Genomic DNA, 26418 nt, shown 5'->3' on the forward strand with positions numbered 1-26418 from the left:
GTTGGGATCCGCGCGGTGGCCGGCTGCCGCGAATGCGAGGGTGCATGCAGCGGTCCGCGAATTCCATGCATGTTACACCCGCGGGTGCGGGGCACGGGGGTGGCGGATATAATGCTGCGGTCTGGCCGCAAGGCGCCAGCGCGGAAACAACAGGGCTGCCGATGGATATTGCTGCATACATGGATGGCGTAGGCCGGGCCGCGCGCGAGGCGTCGCGGGCCATGGCGCGCGCTTCCACCGGCGCCAGGAACCTGGCGTTGCGCGAGGCTGCCGCGGCCATCGATGCCGATCGCGCCACCCTGCTTGAAGCCAACGGCATCGATCTGGCACGCGCCCGCGAGCGGGGGCTGGAAGCGGCGTTGCTCGATCGCCTCGAACTCGATGGTCCGCGCATCGATGCGCTGATCGAGGGCTTGCTGCAGGTTGCGGCATTGGCCGACCCGGTCGGCGGGATCAGCGATCTTCAATACCGCCCGAGCGGCATCCAGGTCGGACGCATGCGGGTGCCGCTCGGGGTGATCGGGATCATCTACGAATCGCGTCCCAACGTGACGGCCGACGCCGCCAGCCTGTGTCTCAAGGCGGGCAATGCCGCGATTCTGCGCGGCGGCTCGGAAGCGCTCGAGTCCAACCGCGCGATCGCTGCCGGCATGTTGTGCGGCCTGCGTGCTGCGGGGTTGCCCGAGACCGCGCTGCAGGTGATCACGACCACCGATCGCGCGGTGGTCGATCGGCTGGTCGCGATGGCGGAGTATGTCGACGTGATCGTCCCGCGCGGCGGAAAGGGCCTGATCGAACGGGTGGCACGCGCGGCGCGGGTGCCGGTGATCAAGCACCTCGACGGGATCTGCCATGTATACATCGACGACGCGGCCGACCCGGCCAAGGCGCACGCGATCGCGCTGAATGCCAAGACCCAGCGCTATGGCACCTGCAACACCATGGAAACGCTGCTGGTGGCGGAGTCGATGGCGGCGCGGGTGCTGCCGCCACTCGCCGCGGCCTATGCTGAACACGGGGTAGAACTGCGCGGCTGCCCGCGCACCTGCGAATTGCTGCCGCAGGCTCTTGCGGCCACCGCGGCGGACTGGGTCACCGAGTACCTGGGACCGATACTCGCCATCCGCGTGGTGACCGGCATCGATGCGGCGATCGAGCATATCAACCGCCACGGATCGCAACACACCGATTCGATCGTGACCGAGGACTACAGCCGCAGCCGGCGCTTCCTGCGTGAGGTGGATTCGAGTTCGGTGATGGTGAATGCGTCCACCCGCTTTGCGGATGGCTTCGAGTACGGGCTCGGCGCCGAGATCGGTATTTCCACCGACAAGATACATGCGCGTGGCCCGGTCGGGCTGGAGGGGCTGACTTCGCAGAAATACGTGGTGCTGGGCGACGGTCATGTGCGCCTGTAAGCGCTGCCGGGACCCGGCGTGAGACCAGCCGGGACCGCGCGCCGCATCGGCGTCTTCGGCGGGACTTTCGATCCGGTGCACAATGGCCATCTGCGCACCGCGCTGGAACTGGTCGGGGCATTGCGGCTCGATGAGCTGCGCCTGATTCCCTGCCACACGCCGGCGACGCGCGTGCTGCCCGCTACGACGCCCGGGCAGCGCCTGGCGATGCTGCGCCTGGCGATCGCGGACTGCCCGCCGTTGCGTTGCGATGATCGAGAGATCCGCCGCGGCGGCACTTCCTATACCATCGACACCCTGCGCTCGTTGCGCGCCGAGCTCGGCGCATCGGCGCGCTTGTGCCTGATCATCGGGGCAGATGCGTTTGCCGCGCTCGACAGCTGGAAAGAATGGGACAGGCAGGTCGATCTGGCGCATATCGCGGTGCTGGAGCGCCCGGGCGAGCGTGCGGCGCACTCTCCCGCGCTGGCACGGTGGGTGGCCGCACACCGTGCCGACAATATCGAACAGGCGCTCGGGCAGGCAGCTTGTGGCAGTATCCTCGCCTTGCAGCTGACCCAGCTTGCGATCTCCGCGACCCGGATCCGCGCGTTGCTGGCTGCCGGCGATACGCCGCGTTTCCTGTTGCCGGATGCGGTACTCGACTATATCCGGCAGCACCATATCTATGAGTCGGCGACCCCGGCTGAAGAAGGAGCATCAATGTGACAGGAATGGATTCGGCGGCCCTGGCCGCGCTCGTGGTCCGTGCGATCGAGGATATCAAGGGGCGCGAGGTGGTGAGCATCGACGTTCACGAACTCACCGATGTGACGGACATCATGGTGGTGGCGAGCGGGACCTCCTCGCGGCATGTGAAATCGATTGCCGGCAATGTCGTGGATGCCGCGCGCGGCGCAGGGGAGCGCGCGATCGGCATGGAAGGTGCCGAAGCCGGCGAGTGGATCCTGGTGGATTTCGGGGGCGTGGTGGTGCACGTGATGAGCGAGGAGGCACGGCGCTTCTACGCGATCGAGAAGCTCTGGAGCGAGGCCCCCGCCAGGTGACGGTCAACGCGCGGCTGCGCATCGTCGCGATCGGCAACCGCATGCCGGGTTGGGTGCAGGCCGGATTCGAGGAGTATCGCAAGCGGTTGCCGCGCGACTTCGCGCTGGAGCTGCGCGAGCTTGCGCTGGCGCGCCGCGGCGCGGACACCGTGCGCGGCATCGAGGAAGAAGGCCAGGCCCTGCTGGGTGCCCTGGCTCCCGACGAGCTGGTAGTGGCTCTCGAGGTGGGGGGCCAGCCCTGGAGTACCGAGGAGCTCGCCACGCGGATGCGTGTCTGGCGCGATGAGGGGCGTCGCGTCGCGTTCCTGATCGGCGGCCCTGACGGGCTCTCCGCGGCGTGCCGCGAGCGCGCGGCACAATGTTGGTCGCTGTCGCGCCTGACCTTGCCGCATCCGCTGGTGAGGGTGCTGCTGGTGGAGCAGCTCTACCGCGCGTGGAGCATCCTCGTCGCCCACCCGTACCACCGCTGAGGCCGGGCGGACACGCGATGGCGGAACGACTCTCGATCAATGACACGTTGACGGAAACGCGCATTTTCAGCAAGCGCGTGGTGATTGCCGCCGCCATCGTGGTGCTGTTGTTCGGGGCGTTGATCGCGCGCTATTTCCACCTGCAGGTGATCGATCACGAGAAATACCGCACCGAAAGCGATCGCAACCGGATCCATGCGCGGGCGGTGCCGCCGCGGCGCGGCCTGATCTTCGATCGTCACGGAGTGCTGCTCGCCGACAACCGCCCGATCTTCAATCTCAGCATCACCCGTGAGCGCGTCACCGATCTTGACCAGGTGTTGCGGGACCTGGGCGGGATAATCACCCTCGATGAACGCGATATCGAGCTTTTCCGCAAGCGGCTGGCGCGCCATTTGCCGTTCGAAGCGGTGCCGCTGAAATTCAATCTGGGCGAGGAGGAGATCGCGCGGCTTGCCGTGGACCGCTATCGCCTGCCCGGTGTCGACGTGGAGGCGGAACTGGTGCGCTACTACCCGTACGGAGCGTTGCTGGCGCATGCCGTGGGGTACGTCAGTCGCATCAACGAGCAGGAACTTGCCCAGCTCGATCCGCGCGATTATGCGGGCACCCACCTGATCGGCAAGAGCGGCGTCGAGAAATTCTACGAGACTGAACTGCACGGTGAGGTAGGCTACGAGAATGTCGAGACCAATGCCCGCGGGCGCGTGCTGCGGGTGCTGGAGCAGATCGAGCCGGGGCCGGGCAAGGATCTGACGCTGGAGCTCGACCTCGAGGTGCAGCGTGTGGCTTACGAGGCGTTGGGCGAAGAGCGCGGTGCGGTGGTCGCCATCGATCCGCGCACCGGGGGCGTGATCGCGATTGCCAGCGCCCCCAGCTTCGATCCGAACCCCTTCGTTTCCGGTATCGGCTCGCTCGCCTACGGCGCATTGCGCGATTCTCCCGATCACCCGCTGCTCAATCGCACCATGCAGGGACAGTACCCACCGGGCTCCACTGTCAAGCCGATGTATGCGCTGGCGGGGCTCTATTATGGTGTGAACACACCGGAGAGCGCGGTCAGTGATCCGGGCTGGTACCGGCTCGGGGGCGGGGGACGCAAATACCGCGACTGGAAGAAATGGGGGCATGGTGGGGCGGTGAACCTGGAACAGGCGGTCGTGGAGTCCTGCGATGTGTATTTCTACGATCTTGCGCATCGCCTGGGCATCGACCGGATGCATGATTTCGCAGTGCAGTTTGGCCTCGGCGCGCAAACACGAATCGACCAGACCAGCGAGCGCTCCGGCGTGATGCCCTCGAGCGAGTGGAAGCTCGCGGCATTGAAGGCACCATGGTATCCCGGAGAGACGCTGAGCGCGGGCATCGGGCAAGGATATATGCTGGCCACGCCGATACAACTCGCGGTGATGACCGCGACCATCGCCAACCGCGGCCATCATTTCCGCCCACGCCTCATTGCACGCATCGGCGACGAGCCGGTTGATCCGGTGCTCGAGGATACGGTTTCGATGCCGGATCCGGCCTCCTGGGATGCAGTACTGCTGGCGATGGAAAACGTGGTGCACGGTCTGCACGGCACTGCCAAGATCATCAACAAGGGTCTCGCCTACCGGGCGGCGGGAAAGACCGGAACGGCGCAGGTGATCGGCATTGCCCAGAACACGACCTACGATGCATCCAAAATCGACAAACGTCAGCGTGACCATGCCCTGTTCATCGGGTTTGCGCCGGCTGACGATCCGCGGATCGCGGTGGCCGTGATAGTCGAAAATGGAGAGCACGGGAGTTCGACCGCGGCGCCGGTGGCGCGCAAGGTGTTCGATGCGTACCTGCTCGGCCCGCCGGCGGTAACCGATCCGGTCAGCGAACCGCCAGCCGGGGTGCCGCCAGCGCCCACGACGGTTATTCCGCCGGCACCCGCGACCGAAGGGCAGCCGGACCCGGTGGCGCCACCGGGCGAGCGCCCCGCAGCACCCCCGATCGATCCCGGGGTCGCTCCCGCCGAGGATGTTGCGGTCGAACCCGCGGCCACAGGAGGTCGGGTATGAGGCGCGGTGATTTTCAGCACCAGATGCCCGAATCGGCGCGCGATTTCGGACGTCGGCCGCCGCTTTCCGAGCGCTTGCATGTCGATCTGCCACTGCTCGGCATTCTGTTGCTGCTGAGTAGCTACGGACTGGTGGTCCTCTACAGTGCCAGCGGTCGCGAGTTCGAGCAGGTGCTGCGCCAGGGAGTATTTCTTGGGTTGGGCTTCCTGGCGATGTTCGGGGTGGCCCAGGTCAGCGTTCAAACCCTGCGTCGCTGGACGCCATGGGCCTATCTGATCGGTCTGCTGCTGTTGCTGGCGGTGGACCTGGTCGGCATAGGTGCCAAGGGTGCGCAGCGCTGGCTCGCCATACCGGGGCTGCCACGTTTCCAGCCTTCCGAAATCATGAAATTGCTGGTGCCGTTGATGGTTGCCAGCTACCTCGCTGCCGCGGTACTGCCACCACGCTTGCCACAGGTCTGTCTCACCCTGGTGATCGTGCTCCTTCCTGCCGCGCTGGTGGTGCTGCAACCCGATCTCGGCACGGCGGTGCTCATTGCTGCCGCAGGCGTGATCGTGCTGTTCCTGGCCGGGCTTGGCTGGCGCTATGTGTTTGCGGTGTTGCTCGCGGTCGCGATTGCTGCCCCGGTCATGTGGAAATTCGTGCTCTACGACTATCAAAAGCAGCGGGTCATGACGATGCTCAATCCCGAGAGCGACAAGCTCGGTGCGGGCTGGAACATCATCCAGTCGAAGACGGCGATCGGTTCGGGGGGCATGGAGGGCAAGGGCTGGCTGGAGGGAACCCAGTCACACCTCGATTTTCTTCCCGAGGGGCATACGGATTTCATCATCGCGGTACTGGCCGAGGAATTTGGTTTCGAGGGGGTGGCGGTCCTGCTGGCGATCTACCTGATGCTGATTGCGCGGGCGCTGTGGATCGCGCTGCGGGCCCAGGACAGTTTCTCGCGACTCATTGCGGGGGGCCTCACGCTCACCTTTTTCGTCTATATTGTTGTCAACATGGGCATGGTGTCGGGATTGTTGCCCGTGGTCGGCGTGCCGTTGCCCCTGGTGAGCCAGGGGGGCACCGCACTCATCTCGCTGCTGGGCGGTTTTGGTATCGTGATGGCAGTCGCCACCGAGCGGCGCCGCTTGCTGGGTTGACCACGGCTCACCGGGTTTCGCCCGTACAGGTAAATTGAGGGGTTGCGCATTGTTCCGTTTCGTTTTTGTCCTGTTGTCGCTGCTGGCTGGACCGGCCCTGGCGGCGGGTTATGCGGAGCACCCCGGATATGCGGCATTCGAGGCGCGCATGGTCAAGGAGCACGGGTTCAATGCGCAGGATCTGCGGCGCATTTTCAGTTCCGCGGAACGCAAGGATTCGATTCTCGAGGCGATCGCGCGCCCGGCCGAGAAGCGCCTGAGCTGGGGCGAGTACCGCAAGATTTTCATGACCGATGCGCGCATCGATGGTGGAGTGGAATTCTGGCGCCAGAACGCGGCCGAGCTCGCGCGGGCCAGCGAGAAGTTCCAGGTTCCCGCGGAGATCGTGGTTGCGATCATCGGTGTCGAGACCCGTTACGGCGGCAATATGGGCTCCTATCGGGTGATCGATGCGCTGTCCACGCTGAGCTTCGATTATCCGCCGCGCAGCGAGTTTTTCGGCAAGGAACTCGAGCAGTATCTCATCATGACCCGCGAGCAGCATTTTGACCCGCTGCAGCTGAAGGGCTCCTATGCCGGTGCGATGGGGATGGGGCAGTTCATTCCCAGCAGCTTTCGCGCCTACGCGGTCGATTTTGACGGGGATGGGCGCGCGGATATCTGGCAAAGCCGCCCGGACGCGATCGGCAGCGTCGCCAACTATTTTCATCGCCATGGCTGGACCTTCGGCGCGGACGTGGTGGATCCGGCCCGCGCGGTGGGCAAGGTGGCCGAGGATCGCATGAACCCGGGTCTCGAACCCGATACGCGCGTTGCCGATCTCGCCGGCCTCGGCCTCGAGTCGCTGGTGCCGCTGCCGGCGCAGGAGCAGGTGCTGCCCTTGCAGCTCGATTCCGATACGGGCCCCGAATACTGGCTCGGCAGGCACAATTTCTATGTAATCACGCGCTACAACCGCAGTCCGTTGTATGCGATGGCGGTGCACCAGCTGAGCCAGGAGATCCGCAGGCAATACGAACGCCGTTGAGCGGTGCCTGCAATCAGATTCATGTGGGGGGACGGTTCCCGGTGAGCAGAGCGATATACCCGGTTGCGCTGGTGCTGCTGCTTGCCCTCGGCGGTTGCGCCTCCGCGCCTCTGGAAACCTCATCGGTACCTGTGGCGACGCGGCCTGCCGCGGCGCCGCTCGGGGTGCCGCTGCTGAAAGACGGCACCCCGGCATTTCGTGCCGACATACTGTCCATACCGGATGCGGTGCCGCGCCCCGAGCCGGTGACCGCGGCCGGAAACAAGAGTCCCTATACGGTTCTTGGCAGCACCTACCGCATCAGCGCGGTTGCGCCGGGTCATCGTGAGCGCGGCTATGGATCGTGGTATGGAACCAAGTTTCACGGGCAGAACACGTCCAATGGCGAGCCCTACGACGTTTATTCGATGACGGCGGCGCACAAGACGCTGCCGATTCCTTCCTATGTCAGGGTCACCAATCTCGAGAACGGCCGCCGGATCATCGTGCGGGTGAACGACCGCGGTCCCTTTCACGACGGGCGGGTGATCGATTTGTCCTATGCCGCCGCCTACCGTCTGGGCTATGCCGACAGGGGCACCGCGCTGGTGGAACTGGAAGTGCTGGATCCCAATGCACCCGAATGGGTGGCGCGGCGCAGCGCAGCACCTGCGCCATCCGCCGGCAGCGAGCGCAAGACCTACCTGCAGGCCGGCGCGTTTCGCAGTGTCGAGAGTGCCCGCAACCTGCAGCAGGCACTGACCCCGTTGCTGGCACAGAACGTATCGATCCACGCCAACGAGGGCTGGTATCGGGTCAGGGTAGGTCCGCTCGACAGCACCGAAATCCTGCACGAAGCACAGCGCCGCATCGCCGCGGCGAGTCTTGGCACGACCCAGGTAGTCACCGAGTAAGCACGTGCTGCTATACTGCCGTCCCGTTCGCGCGCTGCGCACGTGTTGCGCGAGCGCCATTTCCGCCATTCGCCCAACCCCACCGGAGACAGCGTGACCAGAGTTCTTGCCCGCGTTCTTGTTTCGTCCTTCATGGTTCTGCTGTCCGTGTCGGCGCTTTCCCAGCAACCGACGCCGACTCCGACGCCGACACCGGCCGCGCAGAGTGCGGGGCCGATCATTCCCGCTCCGCCGCAGATTGCCGCGAAAGCCTGGTTCCTGGTCGATGCAAAAAGCGGCAAGGTGATCATGGAAGGCAATGCGGACGAGCGCCTCGCACCCGCCAGCCTGACCAAGATGATGACCGGTTACGTGCTGTCGCAGGCAATCGCCGGCGGCAAGGCCAAATGGGAAGACACCGCGCATATCACCCATAACTCCTGGGCCCAGAACCCGCAATTCATCGGCTCTTCGCTGATGTGGGTGGATATCAATTCCGATGTGTCGCTGAAGGATCTGTATTACGGCCTGGTGATCTCCTCGGGGAATGATGCCAGCGTGGCGATTGCCGAACACCTGGCGGGCGCCGAGGATTCGTTCGCGGAGATGATGAACAGCGAGGCCGCGCGCCTCGGCATGAGCAACAGCCATTTCATGAACTCCCACGGCCTGTCGCACCCGGAGCATTACACCACCGCACGTGACCTCGCGACGCTTGCACGAGCCATGATCAATGACCATCCCGCGGACTACGCGGTCTATGCCGAACGCTATTTCACATACAACAATATCCGCCAGATGAACCGCAACGAATTGCTGGGCGAGCCCGGTGTCGATGGCATCAAGACCGGTCATACCGACGAGGCGGGGTATTGCCTGGTGAGTTCGGCGGAGCGCGACGGCATGCGTCTGGTCGCGGTGGTGATGGGTGCCGGCAGTCGCCGTGCCCGCACCGACGAAAGCCGCAAGATGCTGGGTTACGGATTCCGCTTCTACGAAACCGTCAAGGTGCTGGCGGCCAACACCAGCGTGACCACGGAGCCGGTGAAGGTGTGGGCCGGCGCGCAGAATGCCGTGATGGTCGGCGCCGCGCACGATATCTACGTGACCATACCGCGTGGACGCGCGGCGGAACTCAAGGCAGCCGCGGTCGATCTGAGCCGTGGCATCAAGGCTCCCGTGACAGCCGGACAGGAACTGGGCAGGATATCGGTCACGCTGGGTGAGGAGGAAGTGCTGCGCGAGCCGTTGATTGCGCTGGATAGCGTCGAACGCGGCGGTTTTTTCCGCGTCTTGTGGGATTCGCTGGTGCTGTTTTTCCTGCAGTTGTTCGGCAAGGGTTGAAGCGTCGGCGATGGCGACCGTCTACCTGGACGGGAATTTCCTCGACGACAGCGAGGCGAAGGTCTCGATTCATGATCGCGGCTTTTTGTTCGGCGATGCGGTCTACGAAGTGGTGCCGGTATACCGCGGCAATCCGTTTCGCCTGGCGCGTCATCTCGATCGGCTGCGCGAGAGCCTCGCGGCGGTAGCGATCGACTGTCCTCTGGGCGATGGGGAATGGGCGACGATCATCGCGCGACTGCTGGCCGAGGCGCACGGGCACGAATACTCGGTGTATATCCAGGTCACGCGTGGGGTTGGGGTCGGGCGCGATGCCACCCGGACCCAGGGGCTGCGTCCGACGGTGCTGGTGAGCATCTCGCCAGTCAGCATCGACCGGACCCTGCTCGCATCGGGCATACGTGCTGCCCTGCTCGAGGACATCCGCTGGCACCACTGCCGGATCAAGGCGACCGCCCTGCTCGGCAATGTGCTGTTGCGGCGCGAGGCCCTGCAGCGCGGTGCCGCCGAGGCGTTGCTGATTCGCGATGGTGAGCTTACCGAGGGCAGTTCGTCCAATGTGTTCGCGGTGCTCGACGGGGTGTTGCGCACCGCGCCGCCCGATGAGCGCATCCTGCGCGGTATCACGCGGGAAGTGATTATCGAGCTGGCATGTGCTTGTGGCATCGATGTGCGTGAGCAGGCGGTGTCCGCCGCGCAACTGGCCAGTGTGCAGGAACTGTTCATCTGCAGCTCGGTGCGCGAGGTGGTGCCGGTGATACAGATCGATGCGAATGCGGTGGGCGATGCCCGGCCAGGTCCGGTGACCCGACGCATCATGCAGGAGTTTGCCGCGCTCAAGGCGCGTTTCAAGGGGGATTCATGAGCGAGGAATCGCCGCGCATCGAGTTCCCCTGTGACTATCCGGTGAAAATCGTCGGTGACGGGGCCGAGGATTTCCGGATGCTGGTCGAGGAAGTCGTGGAGCGCCACGCCGCCGGGTTCGCGCGCCAGTTGACCACTACCCGTTACAGTAGCGGCGGGCGCTACATGTCCGTGACCGTGACCATCGTGGCTACCGGAAGCGAACAGCTGCAGGCGCTGTTCGAGGATCTGAAAGCCACCGGTCGCGTACAGATGGTGCTGTGAACCAGTCGTCCGTGGCCACTACGGTTCTCGAGGTGTGCCGCTCCGGGTTGGTCGATTACGCGCAGGCCTGGCGCGAGATGCGTGCTTACACTGACCTGCGAACGCCGGCCAGCCCCGACCGGATCTGGCTGCTGCAGCATCACTCGGTATTTACCCAGGGCCAGGCGGGGCGCAGCGAGCACCTGCTGGATCCCGGCGCCGTCCCGGTGGTGCAAAGCGATCGCGGCGGACAGGTGACCTGGCATGGTCCGGGTCAGTGCGTTGCCTATCTGATGCTGGACATACGCCGGCTGGGGATTGGCGTGCGCGAACTGGTGGATCGAATCGAGGCGGCCGTGATCGGCCTGCTGGCCGGCATTGGAATTGTCGCCGCGGCGCGCCGTGAAGCGCCTGGGGTCTACGTGGAAGGTGCCAAGATCGCCGCGCTCGGATTACGGGTGCGGCGCGGCTGCTCCTATCACGGGCTGAGCCTGAACGTCGACGCCGATCTCGCCCCGTTCGCGCGCATCAATCCCTGCGGGTATCCGGGGCTGGCGGTTACCCGCATTGTCGACCGGGTGGCGCCGGAGGTGGATGTGTCGATGAGCCGCATCGAGCAACTGCTGCTCGGGCAGTTGCTCGAGGTTTTTGCCTTTGATCCAAAGTCGGTGCGTGAGGTCGTGCAGTGGTGAGCAAATGGCGACGCACGCAGCGACGCGCGGGCGAATGATCCGGAAATTGCAGGGACGGGAACATGAAGAGAATTGCATCGATAGTGACGCTCTGTGTTGCGGGCCTGCTGGTGGCCTGTGGCGAGCAGGACCAGCAGGCCGCCGCGCAGCCGCCCGCTCGGGCGCAAGCCGCGGGGCCCGCTGTCACGGCGGTGGAAAGCGCCGGTCTCTATGCCGACCCCGCTGGCATCGACCGTAGCGGCTTTGATCTCGATGTGCGTCCGCAGGACGATTTTTTCCGCTATGTGAATGGTGGGTGGATTGCGCGAACCGTAATTCCGGCCGACCGCACCTGGTGGGGTGTGATCCCTGAATTGCGTGCCGAAAGCGAAAACCAGCAGCGCTCGATCATCGAGGAAATGGCCGCGCGCACCGATCTGGCGCCTGATTCGGTGGAACAGAAAATCGGCGCGCTGTTTGCGAGCCTGACGGACCAGTCGCTGGTGGAAGGCAAGGGTGTCGCACCGATAGCGGGGACCCTCGAGGCGATCGCGGCGATAGCGTCGGTGAAGGATCTCGAGGCCTTTTTCGGCAGCGCCAATTCGCTTGGCGTGGACACGCCGCTCGGGGTGGGTGTGGTGTCCGATCCGGGCGCGGAGAATCGCTATATCAGCTACGTCTGGCAAAGTGGCCTGGGGCTGCCCGATCGCGACTATTACCTTTCCGGGGACCAGAAGTTCCGCAAACTGCGCGCGGACTATCCGCACTATATCGGCAGGCTGCTCGAGCTGGGCGGCTTCGGCGGCACGGCCGAACAGGCACAGGCCGTGTTCGCCATCGAGCAGCGGCTGGCCGAGGCACACTGGCCCGCGGAACAGAACCGCGACATGAACAAACTCTACAACCTGGTAAAAACAGAATCGCTGGTCGAGGTGGCGCCGGACTTTGACTGGCCCGCCTATCTCGAGGCGGCGAGCCTTGGCGGGCGCGCCGAGCTGATGGTGAGCCAGCTGAGTTATTTCCAGGCGCTCGGTGCGATCGTCGAGGGGTTCGGGCTCGATGCCTGGAAGGATTATCTGCGCTTCCACGCGCTGGATGCGGCAGCGCCGTGGCTGTCGGGCGAGTTCGAGCAGGCGCAGTTCGATTTCATGCAGCAGGAGGTGCTGGGGCTCGAGGAGCAGGCGCCGGTCTGGAAACGGGCGGTACGCGCCATCGATGGCCTGGTCGGCGAGGCGATCGGACGGGTCTATGTCGAGCGCTATTTCCCTGCGCAGGACAAGCAGAGCATGCGCCAACTGGTGGACAATCTGCTGGAGGCGTTTCGTGCAGGCATCGTCAATCTCACCTGGATGGGCGAGCAGACCAAACAGCGTGCCGAAGAGAAACTGGCGCGACTCGACACCAAGATCGGTTATCCGAACAAATGGCGTGACTACTCCGGCCTGGAGGTCCGCGCCGACGATCCGCTCGGCAACCTGCAGCGCGCGCGTGATTTCGAATACCGCTTCCAGCTCGCCAAGCTCGATCTGCCGATCGATCGCGAGGAGTGGGAGATGACGCCGCAGACCGTCAATGCCTACAACGAACCGTTCAAGAACGAGATCGTGTTTCCGGCTGCTTTCCTGCAGCCGCCGAACTTCAATATGGCCGCTGATCCGGCGGTCAATTACGGTGCGATCGGCTATGTGATCGGTCACGAGATCGGTCATGCCTTCGACGACAAGGGGCGGGCTTTCGACGCCTACGGCAAGCTGAACGACTGGTGGACCACCGAGGATGCCGCGCATTACGAGCAGGCGGCAGCCAGGCTGGTCGATCAATACAATGCATTCAGTCCGCTCGAGGGCATGAGCATCAACGGCAGGCTGACACTGGGCGAGAATATCGCCGATCTGACCGGAATCACCATCGCGTATCGTGCCTACCATGCCTCCCTCGGCGGCAAGGAAGCGCCGCTGATCGATGGTATGAGCGGTGACCAGCGCTTCTTTTTCGGCTTCGCCCAGGCCAATCGCGCCGTGATGCGCGAGGCTTTTCTGCGCAGCATGCTGGTCAGCGATCCGCACTCGCCTTCCGAGTTCCGGGTGCTTGGGGTGCTGCGCAATTTCACCCCGTTCTACGAGGCGTTTGGCGTGATGGAGGGCGATCGCATGTATCTGCCGCCGGAGCAGCGGGTCAGGATATGGTGAGGCGGCAGGGCAACACGATCCGTTACACTGAAGTACGGACACAGCGGGGAAGCACCTGATGTCAGAGCAACCGGATCCGGGCGGGCGCGGCAAGGCGCCCAGGGTGGTGCAGGGCGAGAAGCTGCGTGGGGCGGCAAAGCTCGCACGCATTCCGGTAAAGATCATTCCGAGCGCCGAGTTGCCGCGCAAGCCGGACTGGATCCGGGTACGCATGCCCAGCTCGCCCGAGGTCGGACGCATCAAGGAGATACTGCGTCGGCACAAGCTCGCCTCGGTGTGCGAGGAGGCGAACTGTCCCAACCTCGGTGAGTGTTTCAGCGGCGGTACCGCGACCTTCATGATCATGGGCGATATCTGCACCCGCCGCTGCCCGTTCTGCGATGTGGCGCATGGGCGCCCCAATGCACTCGATGCCGACGAGCCGCGCGAACTCGCGCTGGCAATCGCCGAGATGGGATTGCGTTACGTCGTGATCACCTCGGTCGACCGCGATGATCTGCGCGACGGTGGTGCCGCGCATTTCGCCGCCTGCATCGGCGAGACCCGCGCGCTGAGCCCGGGGATCCGCGTGGAGGTGCTGGTGCCCGATTTTCGCGGGCGCATGGAAGTCGCGCTGGAAATTCTCGGGCAACAGGTGCCGGATGTGTTCAATCACAACCTCGAGACCGTGCCGCGCCTGTATCGCGAGGCAAGACCGGGTTCGGATTACCAGTGGTCGCTGGATCTGTTGCGCAAATACAAGCAGTGCTGTCCCGCCGTACTCAGCAAGTCGGGACTGATGCTCGGACTCGGCGAGACGGACGCGGAGATCGTGGAGGTGATGCGCGACCTGCGTGCCCACGATGTCGACATGCTGACGCTGGGACAGTATCTGCAGCCGAGCCGCAATCACTTGCCGGTCAAGCGCTTCGTTCCTCCGGAGCAGTTCGTGGAACTGGGCCGGGTCGCCGAGTCGCTCGGTTTTCGCAGCGTGGCCAGCGGTCCGCTGGTGCGCTCCTCCTATCACGCCGATCAACAGGTGGATCTGAGCCGGCTCGGCAAGTGAACGATGGCGCCTCGCCGCCTCAGTGCAGGCGGTCGCGCTCCAGCATGCGACGAAACAGGATATAACGCACGCGGAAGGGTTCGGTCAGCGGGTCGGTGTCGATGGCTTTGCCGGGTCGGCGTCCGCGCAGTTGTGCCACGGATTCGGCGAGCGCCGCGAGACTTTCGACGGTGGCCTCGAACAGCAGGAATTGTGCGATCGCGAACCGTGCGATCTGCGTTTCCGGCGAGGCGATTGTGGGCAGCCGGTGTTTCATGAAGGTACTCCTGGTAGTCGTCGGGCGCGCACAACGCCGGGGCAGCCTGGTTGCTGTTTGCACCGCCGTGGCGCAGTGTTTGTGCCCGCGGGGCGGATTCACCGCTCCCTGTGCTGTTGGAGCACGGGTTGTGCCAACCGGTTCGCGGGCTTGTGACAAAGTGGCGATGCGGGAACTTCAGCCACAGAGGATCGCGGTTGCATGACGCGCGCTTCTGTGCCCGTCAGGGCTCTCTGTTGCCGCTGTGGCGCGGTGGATTTCGTGGGAGCGGGGCATGAACGACGAAGAGCTGCGACTCGAGGCGCAGGCTTTCGAGGCTGCCGCCAGAGCACTGATGAATGGTTTCGCCGGATTGCCGGATCATCGCGAACCGCAGGACTGGGTGCGGATCTCGCACGCGCTCGATGGCGGGCCGGCGAGTTCGGCGCTGGAAAAGGAAGCGGTGCGGCAACTTGCGGCAATGATCGGCATCTGTCGCTGACCGAGCTCCCGGCGGCATTGTTGCGTCACTGGTGGCCGGGTGTAAGCTTTGATGTCGAGCGCGTGAGCTGTCTGCGCGCCTGCCTGATGAAACCGGCACACCGCGAATGGATCGATCAAATCTGACGGCGCCTCGAAGACGCGCGCCACGCGATGGAGGACACGCAATGGAAATGAACGGCATTGCCCACATCCAGCTGACGGTAAACGATTACCCCGCCTGCCGGGCCTTCTACCGGCAGCTGTTCGGCAAGCTCGGGATGAAGGCGGTACACGATACCGATGAAGTGATCTACGGCATCGGCAGCCGCACCGGCATCCTGGTCAGGGCGAGTGCCGCGGAATTCCGTCACCAGCGTTTCGAGCAGTGGCGGATCGGTTTGCACCATTTCTGTTTCCGTGCGCGCAGCCGCGAGGATGTCGACGAACTGCATGCGTTTCTGGTGGAGATCGGCGCGCGCGTGGTGCATGCGCCCGAGGAAGGGCCGTGGGCGCCGGGCTATTACTCGGTGCTGTTCGAGGACCCCGATGGCCTGCGCCTGGAGGCGAACTTCGTCCCGGGCACGGGCTTGCTTGCCGAGACCGCAATGCCCGGGCAGGCGTGATTCCCGACCAGTCCGCTGCCCAGGACGCGTCGGATCGAACAGGAGCAACAGCCATGTACGAACTCCATATTGCCAACAAGAATTATTCGTCGTGGTCACTGCGGCCATGGTTGTTGATGCGCCAGCTGGCGATCCCGTTCAATGAGCACCTGGCGGTGTTTTCCGGCGGCTCCAATCACGAAGCGTTCCGCGTGTTCTCGCCTTCCGGCAGGGTGCCCTGCCTGCACGACGGCGGGCAGGTAGTCTGGGATTCGCTGGCGATTGTCGAGTACCTCGCGGAGCGCCACCCGGGCGTGTGGCCCGCAGTCGCGCCAGCGCGGGCATGGGCGCGCTGCGCCAGCGCCGAGATGCATTCCGGGTTCGCGGCGCTGCGCACGCACTGCAGCATGAATTGCGGCCTGCGCATGGCGCTGAGCGAATTGCCGGCGGACCTGGTGGCGGATATCGCGCGCATCGACGAATTGTGGTGCGAGGGTCTGCAGCGTTTTGGCGGTCCGTTCCTGGCGGGGAGCGCATTTTGCGCGGTCGATGCGTTTTTTGCGCCGGTTGCAGTGCGCATCCGGGGTTTCGATCTGCATTTGAGTGATACCGCGCTGGCTTACGCAGACCGGCTGCTGCACCTGGCGGCGATGCGCGAGTGGTACGATGCGGCACTCCGCGAGCCGTGGCGCGAGACCGAGCACGAGAAGGAGGTGCTTGCGGCGGGAAGGCTGGTCGCGGATCTGCGCGTTGGTGGGTGAACGGCCGCGGCAGGGCTTCAGTGAGCGCGTGGTGCCGGATTGCGCTCGATACCGCCGCTCGCCTGGATCACCAGTCCAAGCATTTCCGTCCACGCATCCTGCGGCTCCAGCCCCTTGATGCAACGGTCCACGAGCGCCGCGCGGCGCAGCAATTCGTGCATGCCGCGCGAGCCGAGACGGCGGACCGCGACCGCGTAGTGCGGTCGGCCGCGCTCGGCGCGCACAGCCTGGTCCATGGATTCGCCGCTGGCGTGGCGTTGCGCGACACGCATCAGCCGCCGAATCTCGGCCGCGAAGGCGCCGAGCACCATCTGGATTTCCTCGCCCTCGGCGCGCAGTCCCTGCAGGGTGCGGATGGTCGCGGCACGGTCACCCTCGAGCGCACGATCGCACAGATCGAATGAGGAATAGCGCGCGCTGTCGGTGACCAGTGCCGCCAGGGTGCGGGCATCCAGTGCGCCCGGTTCGGCCAGCAGCCGGAGTTTCTCGATCTCCTGTTGCGCGGCAAGCAGGTTACCTTCCACGCGCTCGGCGAGCAGGGCCACTGCGCCCGCATCGGGTCTGAAACCCGCCTCCCGCAAACGCTTGCCGATCCAGCCAGGCAGTTCGTTGCGCCTGACCGGCCAGGCCTTGACGGCGACGCCCGTCTCGTCGATGGCCTTGAACCAGGCCGATTTTTCGGCGCTCCAGTCGATCTTGCCGGCGAGCAGCAACAGCACGGTATCCGGTGGGGGACGGGCTGCGATGGCGCGCAGAACAGTCGCGCCCTCGCTACCTGGCTTGCCGCCGGCAAGCCGGATCTCGATCAGCTTGTGCTCGGCAAACAAGGACAGGCTGCTGCATTCGGCGAGCACGAGATTCCAGTCGAAACCGGCGTCCGCATCAAATATCCTGCGCTCGGCGTAGCCGCGGGTGCGGCATGCCGCGCGCAGTTCGTCCGCGCTTTCCTGCAGCAACAGCGGTTCCTCGCCGTAGAGCAGGTACATCGGTGCGAGCTGTCGCTCGAGCTGTTTGGCCAGATCCGCGACGCCGATTCGCATGTGGACTCCCAGGCGCTATTTCAGGTTTGCGGCATCGGCATGGCGCATTTGCCGGAAAATCTGTCCGACCAGGTTGCTCTGCAATTCGGACAGGATCAGATTCTCTTCGTCCTGCTTCGCGATCACGCTGTTGGGGTCGTAGCTGTAAACGCGGCTGGCGCTGATTTCGCGCGGGCCGAGCACGATGTCCCCGGCGCCATTGCGCAGCTCGAATTCGACGGTCACGCGCATTTCCTGTTCCGCGCTGCGCGCTTCCCGATCAAGTGCCACGTTGCGCGAATTGATCCTTTCCGGGCTGGTATGCAGGGAAAAGACGCCGGCGCCGTCGACCAGCTCCACCCCCGCGGCAACCAGCGCGCGGGCGAGCTTCTGCTCGAACACGCCGCCCTTCGTCTCGCTGACCAGGCGCAACTGTTGCAAATGGGGCGGCACTTCCTGCACGCCACGCGGGTGCCAGCCGCAGGCGCCAAGCACCAGGGCCAGGGCCAGGGAGGTCCAGAGACGAGTGATGGTGCAATGCATGATGGTGCTATCCCACTACGATATTGAGCAGTTTGTTCGGTACCACGATGACTTTCCGCACCTGCTTGCCGTCGATGAAGCGCAGTACCTGTTCGTCGTTCAATGCGAGGCGCTCGAGTTCCTCGCGCGATGCATCGCTCGCGACGTTCAGGCGGGCGCGCAACTTGCCGTTGACCTGCACCACGAGCTCGAATTCGTTGCGCTTCATGGCGTTGGCATCGGCCTGCGGCCACGGCGCATCGATCACCGGGGCGCCGTGGCCGAGGTGCTGCCACAGGGCGTGACAGGCGTGCGGTACGATCGGTGCGAGCAGCAGTACCGCCGCCTCCAATGCTTCGCGCTCCGCGGCAAGGCCCGCGGCCGATGTGCGATCGCTGTGGCGCGACACTTCGTTCAGCAGTTCCATGACCGCCGCGATTGCGGTGTTGAAAGTCTGCCGGCGCGCGAAATCATCGCTGACCTTGGTGATGGTCTCATGGGTCTTGCGACGCAGAGAGAAATTGGGGTCAGAGTCAATTTCCTGCGGAAAGTCGCCTCTGACCCCAATTTCTCCCCCGATTTCTGATGCGGTCGATACATGCGCATGCACCGCTTTCCACAACCGCTTGAGAAAGCGGCTGGCACCGGCCACGCCTTCGTCCGACCACTCCAGGCTGTGTTCGGGCGGTGCCGCGAACATCACGAACAAACGCACCGTATCGGCGCCGTAGCGGGCGATGAGCGCTTCCGGGTCGACGGTATTTCCCTTGGATTTGGACATCTTGCTGCCGTCCTTGAGCACCATGCCCTGGCACAGCAGACGCGTGAAGGGTTCATCGCTCCCGATCAGGCCTTCATCGCGCATCAGCTTGTGAAAGAAGCGCGAATACAGCAGGTGCAAAATCGCGTGCTCGATGCCGCCGATGTATTGATCGACGGGCAGCCAGTAATTGGCGCGGGTGCTGTCGAGCATCGCGCTGTCCATATCGGGGCAGGTAAAGCGCGCGTAGTACCACGACGATTCCATGAACGTGTCGAAAGTATCGGTCTCGTGCTCCGCGGGTTGCCCGGCCAGCGTGGTGCGGCGCCACTGCGGGTCGGCCTTGATCGGCGAGTGCACCCCGTCCATCGCGACATCTTCCGGCAACAGGACCGGCAGGCGTTCGGCAGGCACCGCGATCTCGGTGCCATCGGCCAGGTAGAGCATCGGGATCGGAGCGCCCCAATATCGCTGACGCGAAACGCCCCAGTCGCGCAGGCGGTAGTTCACGGTCACCCGCCCCATGCCCTTGCGTTCCAGTTCGGCCGCGATGGCATCGAATGCGGCCTCGAATGCGAGCCCGTCGAAGGCGCCGGAATTGACCAGCACGCCCTTGTCGGTAAACGCGCCGCTGGCGAGGTCGCACGGTGCGGTTGGGTCCTGCGGTGCGATGACCTGCTCGATCGGAAGTCCGTAGCTGCGGGCGAATTCCCAGTCGCGCTGATCGTGTCCCGGAACGCTCATCACCGCGCCGGTGCCGTATTCCATCAGCACGAAGTTGGCGATCCACACCGGTATTTCGCGTCCGCTCAACGGATGCACGGCCTCGAGTCCGGTATCGATGCCCTTCTTGCTCATGGTGGCCAAATCGGCCTCGGCAACCGAGCTGCGCCGGCAATCGGCGGCGAACGCCGCCAGGGCCGGATCCTTCGCGGCGAGTGCGCGCGCCAGCGGATGCTCGGCGGCGAGCGCGAGATAGGTCACTCCGAGCAGGGTATCGGGGCGGGTGGTGTAGATATCGATGTGGGCGATGGCGTCGATCGCGGTTGCCAGGTCGAAGCGCATTTCGATGCCGCGGCTCCTGCCGATCCAGTTGCGCTGCATGGTCTTGACCTGCTCGGGCCAGTGCTCGAGTTTGTCCAGGTCGTTCAGCAGCTCCTCCGCGTAGGCGGTGATGCGGATGAACCACTGCGGAATCTCGCGCCGCTCGACGGGCGTGTCACAGCGCCAGCAACAGCCATCGATCACCTGCTCGTTGGCCAGCACGGTTGCGTCGTTCGGGCACCAGTTGACCGCCGCAATCCGCTTGTAGGCGAGCCCTTTCTCGTAGAGCCGGGTAAAAAACCATTGCTCCCAGCGGTAATAGGACGGGGCGCAGGTGGCAATCTCGCGTTGCCAGTCGTAGGCGAAACCAAGGCGCTGCAACTGCGTGCGCATGTAGTCGATGTTGGACCAGGTCCAGCGCGCGGGAGCGGTGTGGTTCTGGATCGCGGCGTTTTCCGCCGGCAGGCCAAAGGCGTCCCAGCCCATCGGTTGCAGCACGTTGCGCCCCTGCATCCGCTGATAGCGCGCAATCACATCGCCAAGCGTGTAGTTGCGCACATGCCCCATGTGCAGTCGTCCGCTCGGGTAGGGAAACATCGACAGGCAGTAGAACTTCTCGCGCGCCGGGTCCTCGGTCGCGGCAAAGCTCCGGTGTGCGCTCCAGAATGCCTGTGCCTCGGCTTCGGTGCGCTCTGGGTCGTACTGTTCGTCCATGGTCATGCGGAGCCCGCGAAAAGTGGCAAAGAATACCCCACGGCAGGGTTCAGGTCATATAGTCAGGGGATGGCGGCAGCGCCCGCCCGCTGCGGGCGCTGCCAGCCCACCAGCACGATCAGCAATGCCGCGAACGTCAGCACGGGCCAGGAACCCCGGCGCGCGAACGGAGTGAGGCCGCTCATTGGCTGCACGCTGCCGCGGATCACCTCGCGGGTGAACTGCTCGCCGCGCACGCTGATATGGCCATGATGATCGATCAGTGCCGAGACGCCATTGTTGGTGGCCCGGATCAGCGCACGGCCATTCTCGAGGGCGCGCATGCGCGCCATCTGCAGGTGCTGCAGCGGCCCGCTGGAGGCGCCGAACCAGGTGTCGTTGCTCACTGTCAGCAGCAGATCGGCCTGCGGCAATGCGGCGCGGACCAGGTCCGGGTAGACGATCTCGTAGCAGATGAACGGGGCAGCGCGCAGACCCTGCACCGCCAGCGGTTCCTGCATTTCCGGACCGCTGCTGAAGCTCGACATCGGTAGATCGAAAAAAGCGATCAGGCCGCGCAGCCAGGATTCCAGAGGCACATATTCGCCGAACGGAACCAGGTGGCGCTTGTGATAGATGCCGTGATCGGCGCCAAGTGCGACGAGGCTGTTGAACGCATCGTAGCCGCGGCCATCGGCGTCGCTCGCGTTGCGGGTGGGGATGCCGAGGATCAGCGTGCTGTTGTTCGCGGCAGCACGGGTGGCCTGCTCGCCGAGAAAATCGGTCACCAGATCGAGGTAGGCAGGCACCGCGGATTCCGGCCACACGACCAGCGCGGTCCCCCACAATTCCTCGCTCATGCCGGAGTAGGTATCGAGGGTGCGCTGGAGATGGCCCGCTTCCCACTTGAGCAGTTGCGGAATATTGCCCTGCACCATCGCCACTGCAATTTCCGATCCCAGGGGTTTTACCCAGGCGATTTTCGCGAGCCCAAGGCCGGCGATCCATAACACCGCACAGGCCAGCGCGGCGATGGGCGCTCCTGGCGCCCGGCGCAGCACCAGCACCAGGACGGCCGAGCTGAAACACAGGATCAGGCCGACCCCGAACACGCCGGTCACGGGCGCCCAGCCAGCGAGCGGCGTCGCGATCTGGCTGTAGCCGATGTACAGCCAGGGAAAGCCGCTCAGCAACCACACCCGGCACCATTCGCCGAGCACCCAGACAGCCGGAAAGCCGAGCAGCGTGCCCCCTGGCCGGGCGCGTAGCCAACGCGACCACGCCCAGCAGCCCAGTGCGGGGAGCAGTGCCAGGCCGAGGCAGAACGTCAGCGTCAGCAACGCCGCCAGCGGTACCGATGCTGCGCCGTAGTCGTGGATGCTGACATACACCCAGGAAGTGCCGACGCCGAACATGCCGGCACCGAAACACCAGCCGCGCAGCATCGCGGCGCGCGGCGCCAACTGTCCGAGCAGCGCCAGCAATACCGCCGGGCACAGGACCGCGAGCGGCCAGAAATCGAATGGCGCAAACGCCAGCGGCAGCGCGGCCCCGGCCAGCAGCGCGGCGATATGCCCGCCCGGCCCGTTGGTGGCCAGAGTGCGCGGTATTTTCATCCGCCGGAGGCGCCCGGATCCAGGTTGAGTCGCAGCAAATGGATCTGGCGACTGTCGGCGTTCAGTACCTTGAAGTGGAAACCGTCGATTTCGGCAGCCTCGTTGCGTCGTGGCAGGTGGCCGAACTTCTGCATCACGATGCCACCGATGGTGTCGAAATCCTCGTCATCCAGCGTGGCGTTGAAATACTCGTTGAAGTCCTCGATCGGGGTCAGCGCCTTGATCAGGAAGTCGTTCTCGGAGAGCTTCTTGATGAAGGTGTCCTGCTGCTTGTCATGTTCGTCCTCGATTTCGCCGACGATCTCCTCGAGCACATCCTCGATGGTCACCAGCCCGGCCACACCGCCGTATTCGTCGATGACGATGGCGATGTGATTGCGGTTCTCGCGGAATTCCCGAAGCAGCACGTTGAGGCGCTTGCTCTCCGGAATGAACGTGGCGGGGCGCAGCAACTGCAGGATATCGAAGCCCTCGGCGCTGCCGGCAAACAGCTGGGGGAGCATGTCCTTGGCGAGCAGGATACCCAGCACGTCATCGCTGGTTTCGCCGATCACCGGGTAGCGCGAGTGTCCTGAATCGATCACCCGCCGCAGCACTTCCTGCGGGACATCGTCGCCGCGCAGACACATCATCTGCGGGCGCGGGATCATCACGTCGCGCACCTGCAGATGCGCGACCTCGAGTGCGCCCTGCATGATGCTGTGGGTTTCGGAATCGATTACCTCGTTCTGCTCGGCGATGGCGAGTATGTCCAGCAGGTCCTTGCGGGTTCGCGGGTCGGAGGAGAACACCTGCGCAATCTTTTCCAGCCAGGATCGCTCGTCCGGTTCGTTATCCCTGTGGTCGTCGTTCATGTCCGCTTATTTTCTCGTTGCTCTTCATAAGGGTCGGAAATCCCCAGCGTCGCAAGGATGCGGATCTCCAGCGATTCCATCGCCACTGCCGCGCGCGCTTTCCGGTGATCATGGCCGAGCAGGTGCAGGGTGCCGTGAATCAGCAGATGCGCCCAGTGCGCGCGCTCCTTCTTGCCCTGCAAGCGTGCCTCGCGGCGCACCACGGGCGCGCAAATCGCGATGTCGCCAAGCAGCGCAATGCCGAGCTCAGGCGGCACTGCGGCCGGAAACGACAGCACATTGGCGGCATAATCCTGGCCGCGGTAGCGCGAATTCAGCGCTTTCATTTCGTCCTCGTCAACGATGCGCACGCACAATTCGGCGTCGGCGTCGGCAGCGAGCGCCGCACGCACCCAGCGCCGGATGCTCCGGGTCGACGGCAGCTCGCCTGCTGTCGAGGCGCAGTCCACGCTGATCCGGGTGGGCATTCAGGCAGGTTTCTGGCCCGCGCGCGGCGTGGGCGAGCCGCCGCTGCTGCGGTTCTCGAATGCCTCGTAGGCTTCCACGATGCGCTGTACCAGGGGGTGTCGCACCACGTCCTTGGGGCTGAAGCGGGTAAAGCCGATGCCGTCGACTCCCTCGAGAAACGACAGTACCTGCGTCAGACCGGAAGCGGTGCCGCGGGGCAGATCGACCTGGGTGATATCACCGGTGATCACGGCTTTTGAGCCGAAACCGATCCGGGTCAGGAACATTTTCATCTGCTCCGGGGTGGTGTTCTGTGCCTCGTCGAGGATCACGAAGGCGTTGTTCAGGGTGCGTCCGCGCATATAGGCCAGGGGACAGACCTCGATGATATGGCGTTCGATCAGCTTGCCGACGTTCTCGAAGCCAAGCATCTCGTAGAGTGCGTCGTAGAGCGGGCGCAGGTACGGATCGATCTTCTGCGCCAGGTCGCCGGGCAGGAACCCGAGTTTTTCGCCGGCTTCCACCGCCGGTCGTACCAGCAGGATGCGGCTGACCTGATCGCTCTCCAGCGCCGCGACCGCGCAGGCGACCGCGAGGTAGGTCTTGCCGGTGCCGGCCGGGCCGACTCCGAAACTGATGTCGTGCTGTGCGATCGAGCGCACGTAGAGTTGCTGACTCCTGCCGCGCGCCTTGATCAGCGAGCGGCGGGTGCGCACCACGCCGGGCACGGCCGCCGGGTCGTCTCCGGCATCGGGGGTGGTCAGTTGCTCGATGCCGGACTGCTGCAAGCCGAGATGGACCTGCTCCGCGCTGAGTTCGAGGTGTCGCGCGGTATCGTCGTAGAGCCTCGAAATCAGCGCATGGGCGCTGGCCTGGGCCTGGGCCGGACCCTCCACGACGAAATGGTTGCCACGGTTGCTGATCACGACCCCGAGGCGTTGCTCGATGAGATGCAGGTGTTCGTCAAACTGCCCGCACAAGCGCGCAAGTCGGCGGGAATCGCTGGGTTCAAGGACGAACTGGAGTTTCGGGGCTTGATTCAAAGGGCTTTCGGCCGCCTCTTGCGGCAACAGGGAAGGACTTAGAATAACGTTAATCGGCGGCCAGTGAAAGCGCGTCCGCCGCCCCCGCCAGGGGGTGCCCGGCGGCAGCGCATAACCGTCCGCGCAGGGAATTTGGCTGTACTCCGACGATTTCCACGCTGGCAAATTCTCCGATCAGGGAGAAGTCGTGGCTTGGGAAGTTCACGATGCGGTTGTTCTCGGTGCGACCCTGCAGATCTCCCGGGTCACGTCGGGAAATGCCCGTGACCAGGATCCGCTCGCTGGTCCCCAGCATGCGCCGGCTGATGGCTTGCGCTTGCTGGTTGATGCGGGTCTGCAAGCGGGCCAGCCGCTGTTTTTTCTCCGCTTCGGGGGTTGCGTCGGGCAATTGGGCCGCCGGCGTGCCAGGGCGCGGGCTGTAGACGAAGCTGAACGACTGGTCGAAGCCCACGTCCTCGATCAGGCGCATCGTGGCCTCGAAATCCTCTGCCGTTTCCCCCGGGAATCCGACGATGAAGTCCGAGGAGATGCTCATGCCGGGCCGGATGCGGCGTAGCTTGCGGATGGTCGATTTGTATTCGATTGCGGTATGGCCGCGCTTCATCAGCGCCAGTATCCGGTCCGATCCGCTCTGCACCGGCAGGTGCAGATAGCTGACGAGTTCGGGGATCGCGGCGTACGCCTGCACCAGAGCATCGTTGAATTCGATCGGATGCGAGGTGGTGTAGCGCAGGCGATCGATGCCCTCCACGCCAGCCACCAGCGCCAGCAACTCGGCGAAATCGACGATCTCCCCGAGATGGTTGCGGCCGCGGTAGGCGTTGACGTTCTGGCCCAGCAGGTTGACTTCACGCACGCCCTGAGCGGCCAGCTGGACGATTTCGACCAGCACGTCGTCGAGCGGCCGGCTCACTTCCTCGCCCCGGGTGTAAGGGACCACGCAGAAGCTGCAGTACTTGCTGCAACCCTCCATCACCGAGACGAAGGCGCTCGGCCCGTCCACCGAGGGAGCGGGCAGGTGGTCGAATTTCTCGATCTCGGGAAAGCTGATATCGACCAGCGGTCCACTGTGCTCGCCGTTGCGGGTCCGGTCGATCATCTCGGGCAGGCGGTGCAGGGTTTGCGGGCCGAATACCAGGTCCACGTACGGGGCACGCCGGCCTATATCGCCACCTTCCTGGCTGGCAACGCAACCGCCAACCCCGATCACCAGCCCGGGTTTGCGCAATTTCAGCTTGCGCCAGCGCCCGAGTTGGTGAAATACCTTGTCTTGGGCTTTTTCGCGGATCGAGCAGGTGTTGAGAAGCAGCACATCGGCTGCCTCCGGGTCGTCGGTGGGCAGCAGGCCGTGCGTTTCGCGCAGGAGGTCCAGCATGCGCGAGGAATCGTACTCGTTCATCTGGCAGCCGTGCGTCTGCACGAATACCTTGCCGGCGGGGCGATCGCTCATCGGTTGTGGTGTCAGGTGCTCAACAGGGCGGGAATTATAGCGGGCACGGCAGGGCATGCACAGGCACGATGGCGAATCGATGTGGTATCCTGCCCGCCCTCGATTTTTCATGCACCGGCTGCGAGCGAATTGCCCCATGGCGGCTGAACCGATCTACAAAGTCATCTTCATCAATCAGAATCAGGTTTTCGAACTCTTTGCCAGGCAGATCTACCAGAGCGATCTGTACGGCTTCATCGAGGTCGAGGACTATATTTTCGGCGAGCGCAGCCAGATCGTCGTTGATCCGGCGGAGGAGCGGCTGAAAAGCGAGTTCGCGGGGGTAAAGCGCAGCTATATCCCGATGCACGCGATCGTGCGTATCGACGAGGTCGAGAAAGAGGGCTCGGTGCGCATTCGCGATGCCAAGAGCAGTGATGGCAAGGTCATGACCCTGCCGCTGCCGGGCTTGCGCCCGCAGTTCGGCGCGGGCTCGAGCGAGCCGCCCGGAGACGGCTGAGCCGG

At 64.5% G+C, this 26418-nt stretch carries 27 protein-coding genes; 18 read left to right on the forward strand and 9 right to left on the reverse strand.

The genetic code is table 11. The annotated features are described in order from the left end of the window. Window positions 1–161: 161 nt before the first annotated feature. From IPF49_12990 to lipA, 14 genes are all read left to right on the forward strand, one after another. Window positions 162–1418, forward strand: coding sequence for a glutamate-5-semialdehyde dehydrogenase (locus tag IPF49_12990; protein MBK6288523.1), 1257 nt, complete (start codon window positions 162–164; stop codon window positions 1416–1418). 18 nt (window positions 1419–1436) lie between these two features. Beyond that, on the forward strand, window positions 1437–2126 hold the full coding sequence (gene nadD, locus IPF49_12995; protein ID MBK6288524.1) for a nicotinate-nucleotide adenylyltransferase: 690 nt from the start codon (window positions 1437–1439) through the stop codon (window positions 2124–2126). Between the two features lie 5 nt (window positions 2127–2131). Continuing rightward, window positions 2132–2464 carry a ribosome silencing factor gene (gene rsfS / locus IPF49_13000; GenBank protein ID MBK6288525.1) on the forward strand — a complete coding sequence of 111 codons (333 nt, stop codon included), beginning with the start codon at window positions 2132–2134 and terminating at the stop codon, window positions 2462–2464. 41 nt (window positions 2465–2505) lie between these two features. Next, the gene (rlmH, locus tag IPF49_13005) at window positions 2506–2934 is read left to right on the forward strand and encodes a 23S rRNA (pseudouridine(1915)-N(3))-methyltransferase RlmH (protein ID MBK6288526.1); all 429 of its coding nucleotides are present in this window, start codon (window positions 2506–2508) and stop codon (window positions 2932–2934) included. A 17-nt stretch (window positions 2935–2951) separates the two neighbouring features. Beyond that, window positions 2952–4985 carry a penicillin-binding protein 2 gene (gene mrdA, locus IPF49_13010; protein ID MBK6288527.1) on the forward strand — a complete coding sequence of 678 codons (2034 nt, stop codon included), beginning with the start codon at window positions 2952–2954 and terminating at the stop codon, window positions 4983–4985. Continuing rightward, window positions 4982–6130, forward strand: coding sequence for a rod shape-determining protein RodA (gene rodA / locus IPF49_13015; protein MBK6288528.1), 1149 nt, complete (start codon window positions 4982–4984; stop codon window positions 6128–6130). The genes mrdA and rodA overlap by 4 nt, the downstream gene beginning before the upstream one ends. A 148-nt stretch (window positions 6131–6278) precedes the next feature. Further along, the gene (gene mltB, locus IPF49_13020; GenBank protein ID MBK6288529.1) at window positions 6279–7157 is read left to right on the forward strand and encodes a lytic murein transglycosylase B; all 879 of its coding nucleotides are present in this window, start codon (window positions 6279–6281) and stop codon (window positions 7155–7157) included. Window positions 7158–7267: 110 nt separating this feature from the next. Next, window positions 7268–8050 carry a septal ring lytic transglycosylase RlpA family protein gene (locus IPF49_13025; protein MBK6288530.1) on the forward strand — a complete coding sequence of 261 codons (783 nt, stop codon included), beginning with the start codon at window positions 7268–7270 and terminating at the stop codon, window positions 8048–8050. 132 nt (window positions 8051–8182) lie between these two features. Next, window positions 8183–9373: a D-alanyl-D-alanine carboxypeptidase gene (locus IPF49_13030; GenBank protein ID MBK6288531.1), complete on the forward strand. Its 1191-nt coding sequence runs from the start codon at window positions 8183–8185 to the stop codon at window positions 9371–9373. Between the two features lie 10 nt (window positions 9374–9383). Beyond that, the gene (locus IPF49_13035; protein ID MBK6288532.1) at window positions 9384–10238 is read left to right on the forward strand and encodes an aminotransferase class IV; all 855 of its coding nucleotides are present in this window, start codon (window positions 9384–9386) and stop codon (window positions 10236–10238) included. Next, the gene (locus tag IPF49_13040) at window positions 10235–10501 is read left to right on the forward strand and encodes a DUF493 domain-containing protein (protein MBK6288533.1); all 267 of its coding nucleotides are present in this window, start codon (window positions 10235–10237) and stop codon (window positions 10499–10501) included. Before IPF49_13035 ends, IPF49_13040 begins: the two co-directional genes overlap by 4 nt. Window positions 10502–10533: 32 nt before the next feature. After that, window positions 10534–11172 carry a lipoyl(octanoyl) transferase LipB gene (gene lipB, locus IPF49_13045; GenBank protein MBK6288534.1) on the forward strand — a complete coding sequence of 213 codons (639 nt, stop codon included), beginning with the start codon at window positions 10534–10536 and terminating at the stop codon, window positions 11170–11172. A 62-nt stretch (window positions 11173–11234) separates the two neighbouring features. Then, entirely contained in the window at window positions 11235–13340 is a 2106-nt protein-coding gene (locus IPF49_13050; protein ID MBK6288535.1) for a M13 family metallopeptidase, read from the forward strand. A gap of 58 nt (window positions 13341–13398) precedes the next feature. After that, window positions 13399–14385: a lipoyl synthase gene (gene lipA, locus IPF49_13055; protein MBK6288536.1), complete on the forward strand. Its 987-nt coding sequence runs from the start codon at window positions 13399–13401 to the stop codon at window positions 14383–14385. 19 nt (window positions 14386–14404) lie between these two features. Here the strand turns inward: lipA and IPF49_13060 are convergent, their stop codons facing one another. After that, the gene (locus IPF49_13060; GenBank protein MBK6288537.1) at window positions 14405–14641 is read right to left on the reverse strand and encodes a hypothetical protein; all 237 of its coding nucleotides are present in this window, start codon (window positions 14639–14641) and stop codon (window positions 14405–14407) included. A gap of 274 nt (window positions 14642–14915) precedes the next feature. Between IPF49_13060 and IPF49_13065 the strand changes: the two genes are divergently transcribed. From IPF49_13065 to IPF49_13075, 3 genes are all read left to right on the forward strand, one after another. After that, window positions 14916–15122, forward strand: coding sequence for a hypothetical protein (locus tag IPF49_13065; protein MBK6288538.1), 207 nt, complete (start codon window positions 14916–14918; stop codon window positions 15120–15122). Window positions 15123–15288: 166 nt separating this feature from the next. Next, a complete protein-coding gene (locus IPF49_13070; protein MBK6288539.1) occupies window positions 15289–15726 on the forward strand; it encodes a VOC family protein in 438 nt (145 codons plus the stop codon). Between the two features lie 53 nt (window positions 15727–15779). Then, entirely contained in the window at window positions 15780–16466 is a 687-nt protein-coding gene (locus IPF49_13075; protein MBK6288540.1) for a glutathione S-transferase family protein, read from the forward strand. Between the two features lie 17 nt (window positions 16467–16483). On the opposite strand, the gene IPF49_13080 is transcribed toward IPF49_13075, so the two are convergent. The 8 genes from IPF49_13080 to miaB form a co-directional block, all read right to left on the reverse strand. Beyond that, entirely contained in the window at window positions 16484–17506 is a 1023-nt protein-coding gene (locus IPF49_13080; protein MBK6288541.1) for a DNA polymerase III subunit delta, read from the reverse strand. A 15-nt stretch (window positions 17507–17521) separates the two neighbouring features. Further along, window positions 17522–18028 (reverse strand): hypothetical protein, encoded by a 507-nt coding sequence (locus IPF49_13085; GenBank protein MBK6288542.1) that lies wholly within the window; start codon window positions 18026–18028, stop codon window positions 17522–17524. Window positions 18029–18035: 7 nt separating this feature from the next. Then, on the reverse strand, window positions 18036–20525 hold the full coding sequence (locus IPF49_13090) for a leucine--tRNA ligase (GenBank protein MBK6288543.1): 2490 nt from the start codon (window positions 20523–20525) through the stop codon (window positions 18036–18038). 62 nt (window positions 20526–20587) lie between these two features. Continuing rightward, a complete protein-coding gene (lnt, locus tag IPF49_13095) occupies window positions 20588–22120 on the reverse strand; it encodes an apolipoprotein N-acyltransferase (GenBank protein MBK6288544.1) in 1533 nt (510 codons plus the stop codon). Further along, window positions 22117–22974 carry a CBS domain-containing protein gene (locus IPF49_13100; GenBank protein ID MBK6288545.1) on the reverse strand — a complete coding sequence of 286 codons (858 nt, stop codon included), beginning with the start codon at window positions 22972–22974 and terminating at the stop codon, window positions 22117–22119. Before IPF49_13100 ends, lnt begins: the two co-directional genes overlap by 4 nt. Continuing rightward, window positions 22971–23441: an rRNA maturation RNase YbeY gene (gene ybeY / locus IPF49_13105; protein MBK6288546.1), complete on the reverse strand. Its 471-nt coding sequence runs from the start codon at window positions 23439–23441 to the stop codon at window positions 22971–22973. The genes IPF49_13100 and ybeY overlap by 4 nt, the downstream gene beginning before the upstream one ends. Further along, entirely contained in the window at window positions 23442–24464 is a 1023-nt protein-coding gene (locus IPF49_13110; protein ID MBK6288547.1) for a PhoH family protein, read from the reverse strand. Window positions 24465–24513: 49 nt separating this feature from the next. Then, window positions 24514–25914 (reverse strand): tRNA (N6-isopentenyl adenosine(37)-C2)-methylthiotransferase MiaB, encoded by a 1401-nt coding sequence (gene miaB, locus IPF49_13115; protein MBK6288548.1) that lies wholly within the window; start codon window positions 25912–25914, stop codon window positions 24514–24516. Between the two features lie 136 nt (window positions 25915–26050). Between miaB and IPF49_13120 the strand changes: the two genes are divergently transcribed. Beyond that, window positions 26051–26413, forward strand: coding sequence for a DUF1820 family protein (locus tag IPF49_13120; GenBank protein ID MBK6288549.1), 363 nt, complete (start codon window positions 26051–26053; stop codon window positions 26411–26413). Window positions 26414–26418 lie beyond the last annotated feature (5 nt).

It is taken from the genome of Gammaproteobacteria bacterium, from assembly GCA_016705365.1.
GTDB lineage: Bacteria > Pseudomonadota > Gammaproteobacteria > Pseudomonadales > UBA5518 > UBA5518.

Coding starts and splice junctions, on each gene's coding strand:
- IPF49_12990 (MBK6288523.1), top strand. CDS start 162: ATGGATATTGCTGCATACATGGATGGCGTAGGCCGGGCCGCGCGCGAG.
- rsfS (MBK6288525.1), top strand. CDS start 2,132: ATGGATTCGGCGGCCCTGGCCGCGCTCGTGGTCCGTGCGATCGAGGAT.
- rlmH (MBK6288526.1), top strand. CDS start 2,506: ATGCCGGGTTGGGTGCAGGCCGGATTCGAGGAGTATCGCAAGCGGTTG.
- mrdA (MBK6288527.1), top strand. CDS start 2,952: ATGGCGGAACGACTCTCGATCAATGACACGTTGACGGAAACGCGCATT.
- rodA (MBK6288528.1), top strand. CDS start 4,982: ATGAGGCGCGGTGATTTTCAGCACCAGATGCCCGAATCGGCGCGCGAT.
- mltB (MBK6288529.1), top strand. CDS start 6,279: ATGGTCAAGGAGCACGGGTTCAATGCGCAGGATCTGCGGCGCATTTTC.
- IPF49_13030 (MBK6288531.1), top strand. CDS start 8,183: ATGGTTCTGCTGTCCGTGTCGGCGCTTTCCCAGCAACCGACGCCGACT.
- IPF49_13035 (MBK6288532.1), top strand. CDS start 9,384: ATGGCGACCGTCTACCTGGACGGGAATTTCCTCGACGACAGCGAGGCG.
- IPF49_13040 (MBK6288533.1), top strand. CDS start 10,235: ATGAGCGAGGAATCGCCGCGCATCGAGTTCCCCTGTGACTATCCGGTG.
- IPF49_13050 (MBK6288535.1), top strand. CDS start 11,235: ATGAAGAGAATTGCATCGATAGTGACGCTCTGTGTTGCGGGCCTGCTG.
- lipA (MBK6288536.1), top strand. CDS start 13,399: ATGTCAGAGCAACCGGATCCGGGCGGGCGCGGCAAGGCGCCCAGGGTG.
- IPF49_13060 (MBK6288537.1), bottom strand. CDS start 14,641: ATGAAACACCGGCTGCCCACAATCGCCTCGCCGGAAACGCAGATCGCA.
- IPF49_13065 (MBK6288538.1), top strand. CDS start 14,916: ATGAACGACGAAGAGCTGCGACTCGAGGCGCAGGCTTTCGAGGCTGCC.
- IPF49_13070 (MBK6288539.1), top strand. CDS start 15,289: ATGGAAATGAACGGCATTGCCCACATCCAGCTGACGGTAAACGATTAC.
- IPF49_13075 (MBK6288540.1), top strand. CDS start 15,780: ATGTACGAACTCCATATTGCCAACAAGAATTATTCGTCGTGGTCACTG.
- IPF49_13080 (MBK6288541.1), bottom strand. CDS start 17,506: ATGCGAATCGGCGTCGCGGATCTGGCCAAACAGCTCGAGCGACAGCTC.
- IPF49_13085 (MBK6288542.1), bottom strand. CDS start 18,028: ATGCATTGCACCATCACTCGTCTCTGGACCTCCCTGGCCCTGGCCCTG.
- IPF49_13090 (MBK6288543.1), bottom strand. CDS start 20,525: ATGGACGAACAGTACGACCCAGAGCGCACCGAAGCCGAGGCACAGGCA.
- lnt (MBK6288544.1), bottom strand. CDS start 22,120: ATGAAAATACCGCGCACTCTGGCCACCAACGGGCCGGGCGGGCATATC.
- IPF49_13100 (MBK6288545.1), bottom strand. CDS start 22,974: ATGAACGACGACCACAGGGATAACGAACCGGACGAGCGATCCTGGCTG.
- ybeY (MBK6288546.1), bottom strand. CDS start 23,441: ATGCCCACCCGGATCAGCGTGGACTGCGCCTCGACAGCAGGCGAGCTG.
- miaB (MBK6288548.1), bottom strand. CDS start 25,914: ATGAGCGATCGCCCCGCCGGCAAGGTATTCGTGCAGACGCACGGCTGC.
- IPF49_13120 (MBK6288549.1), top strand. CDS start 26,051: ATGGCGGCTGAACCGATCTACAAAGTCATCTTCATCAATCAGAATCAG.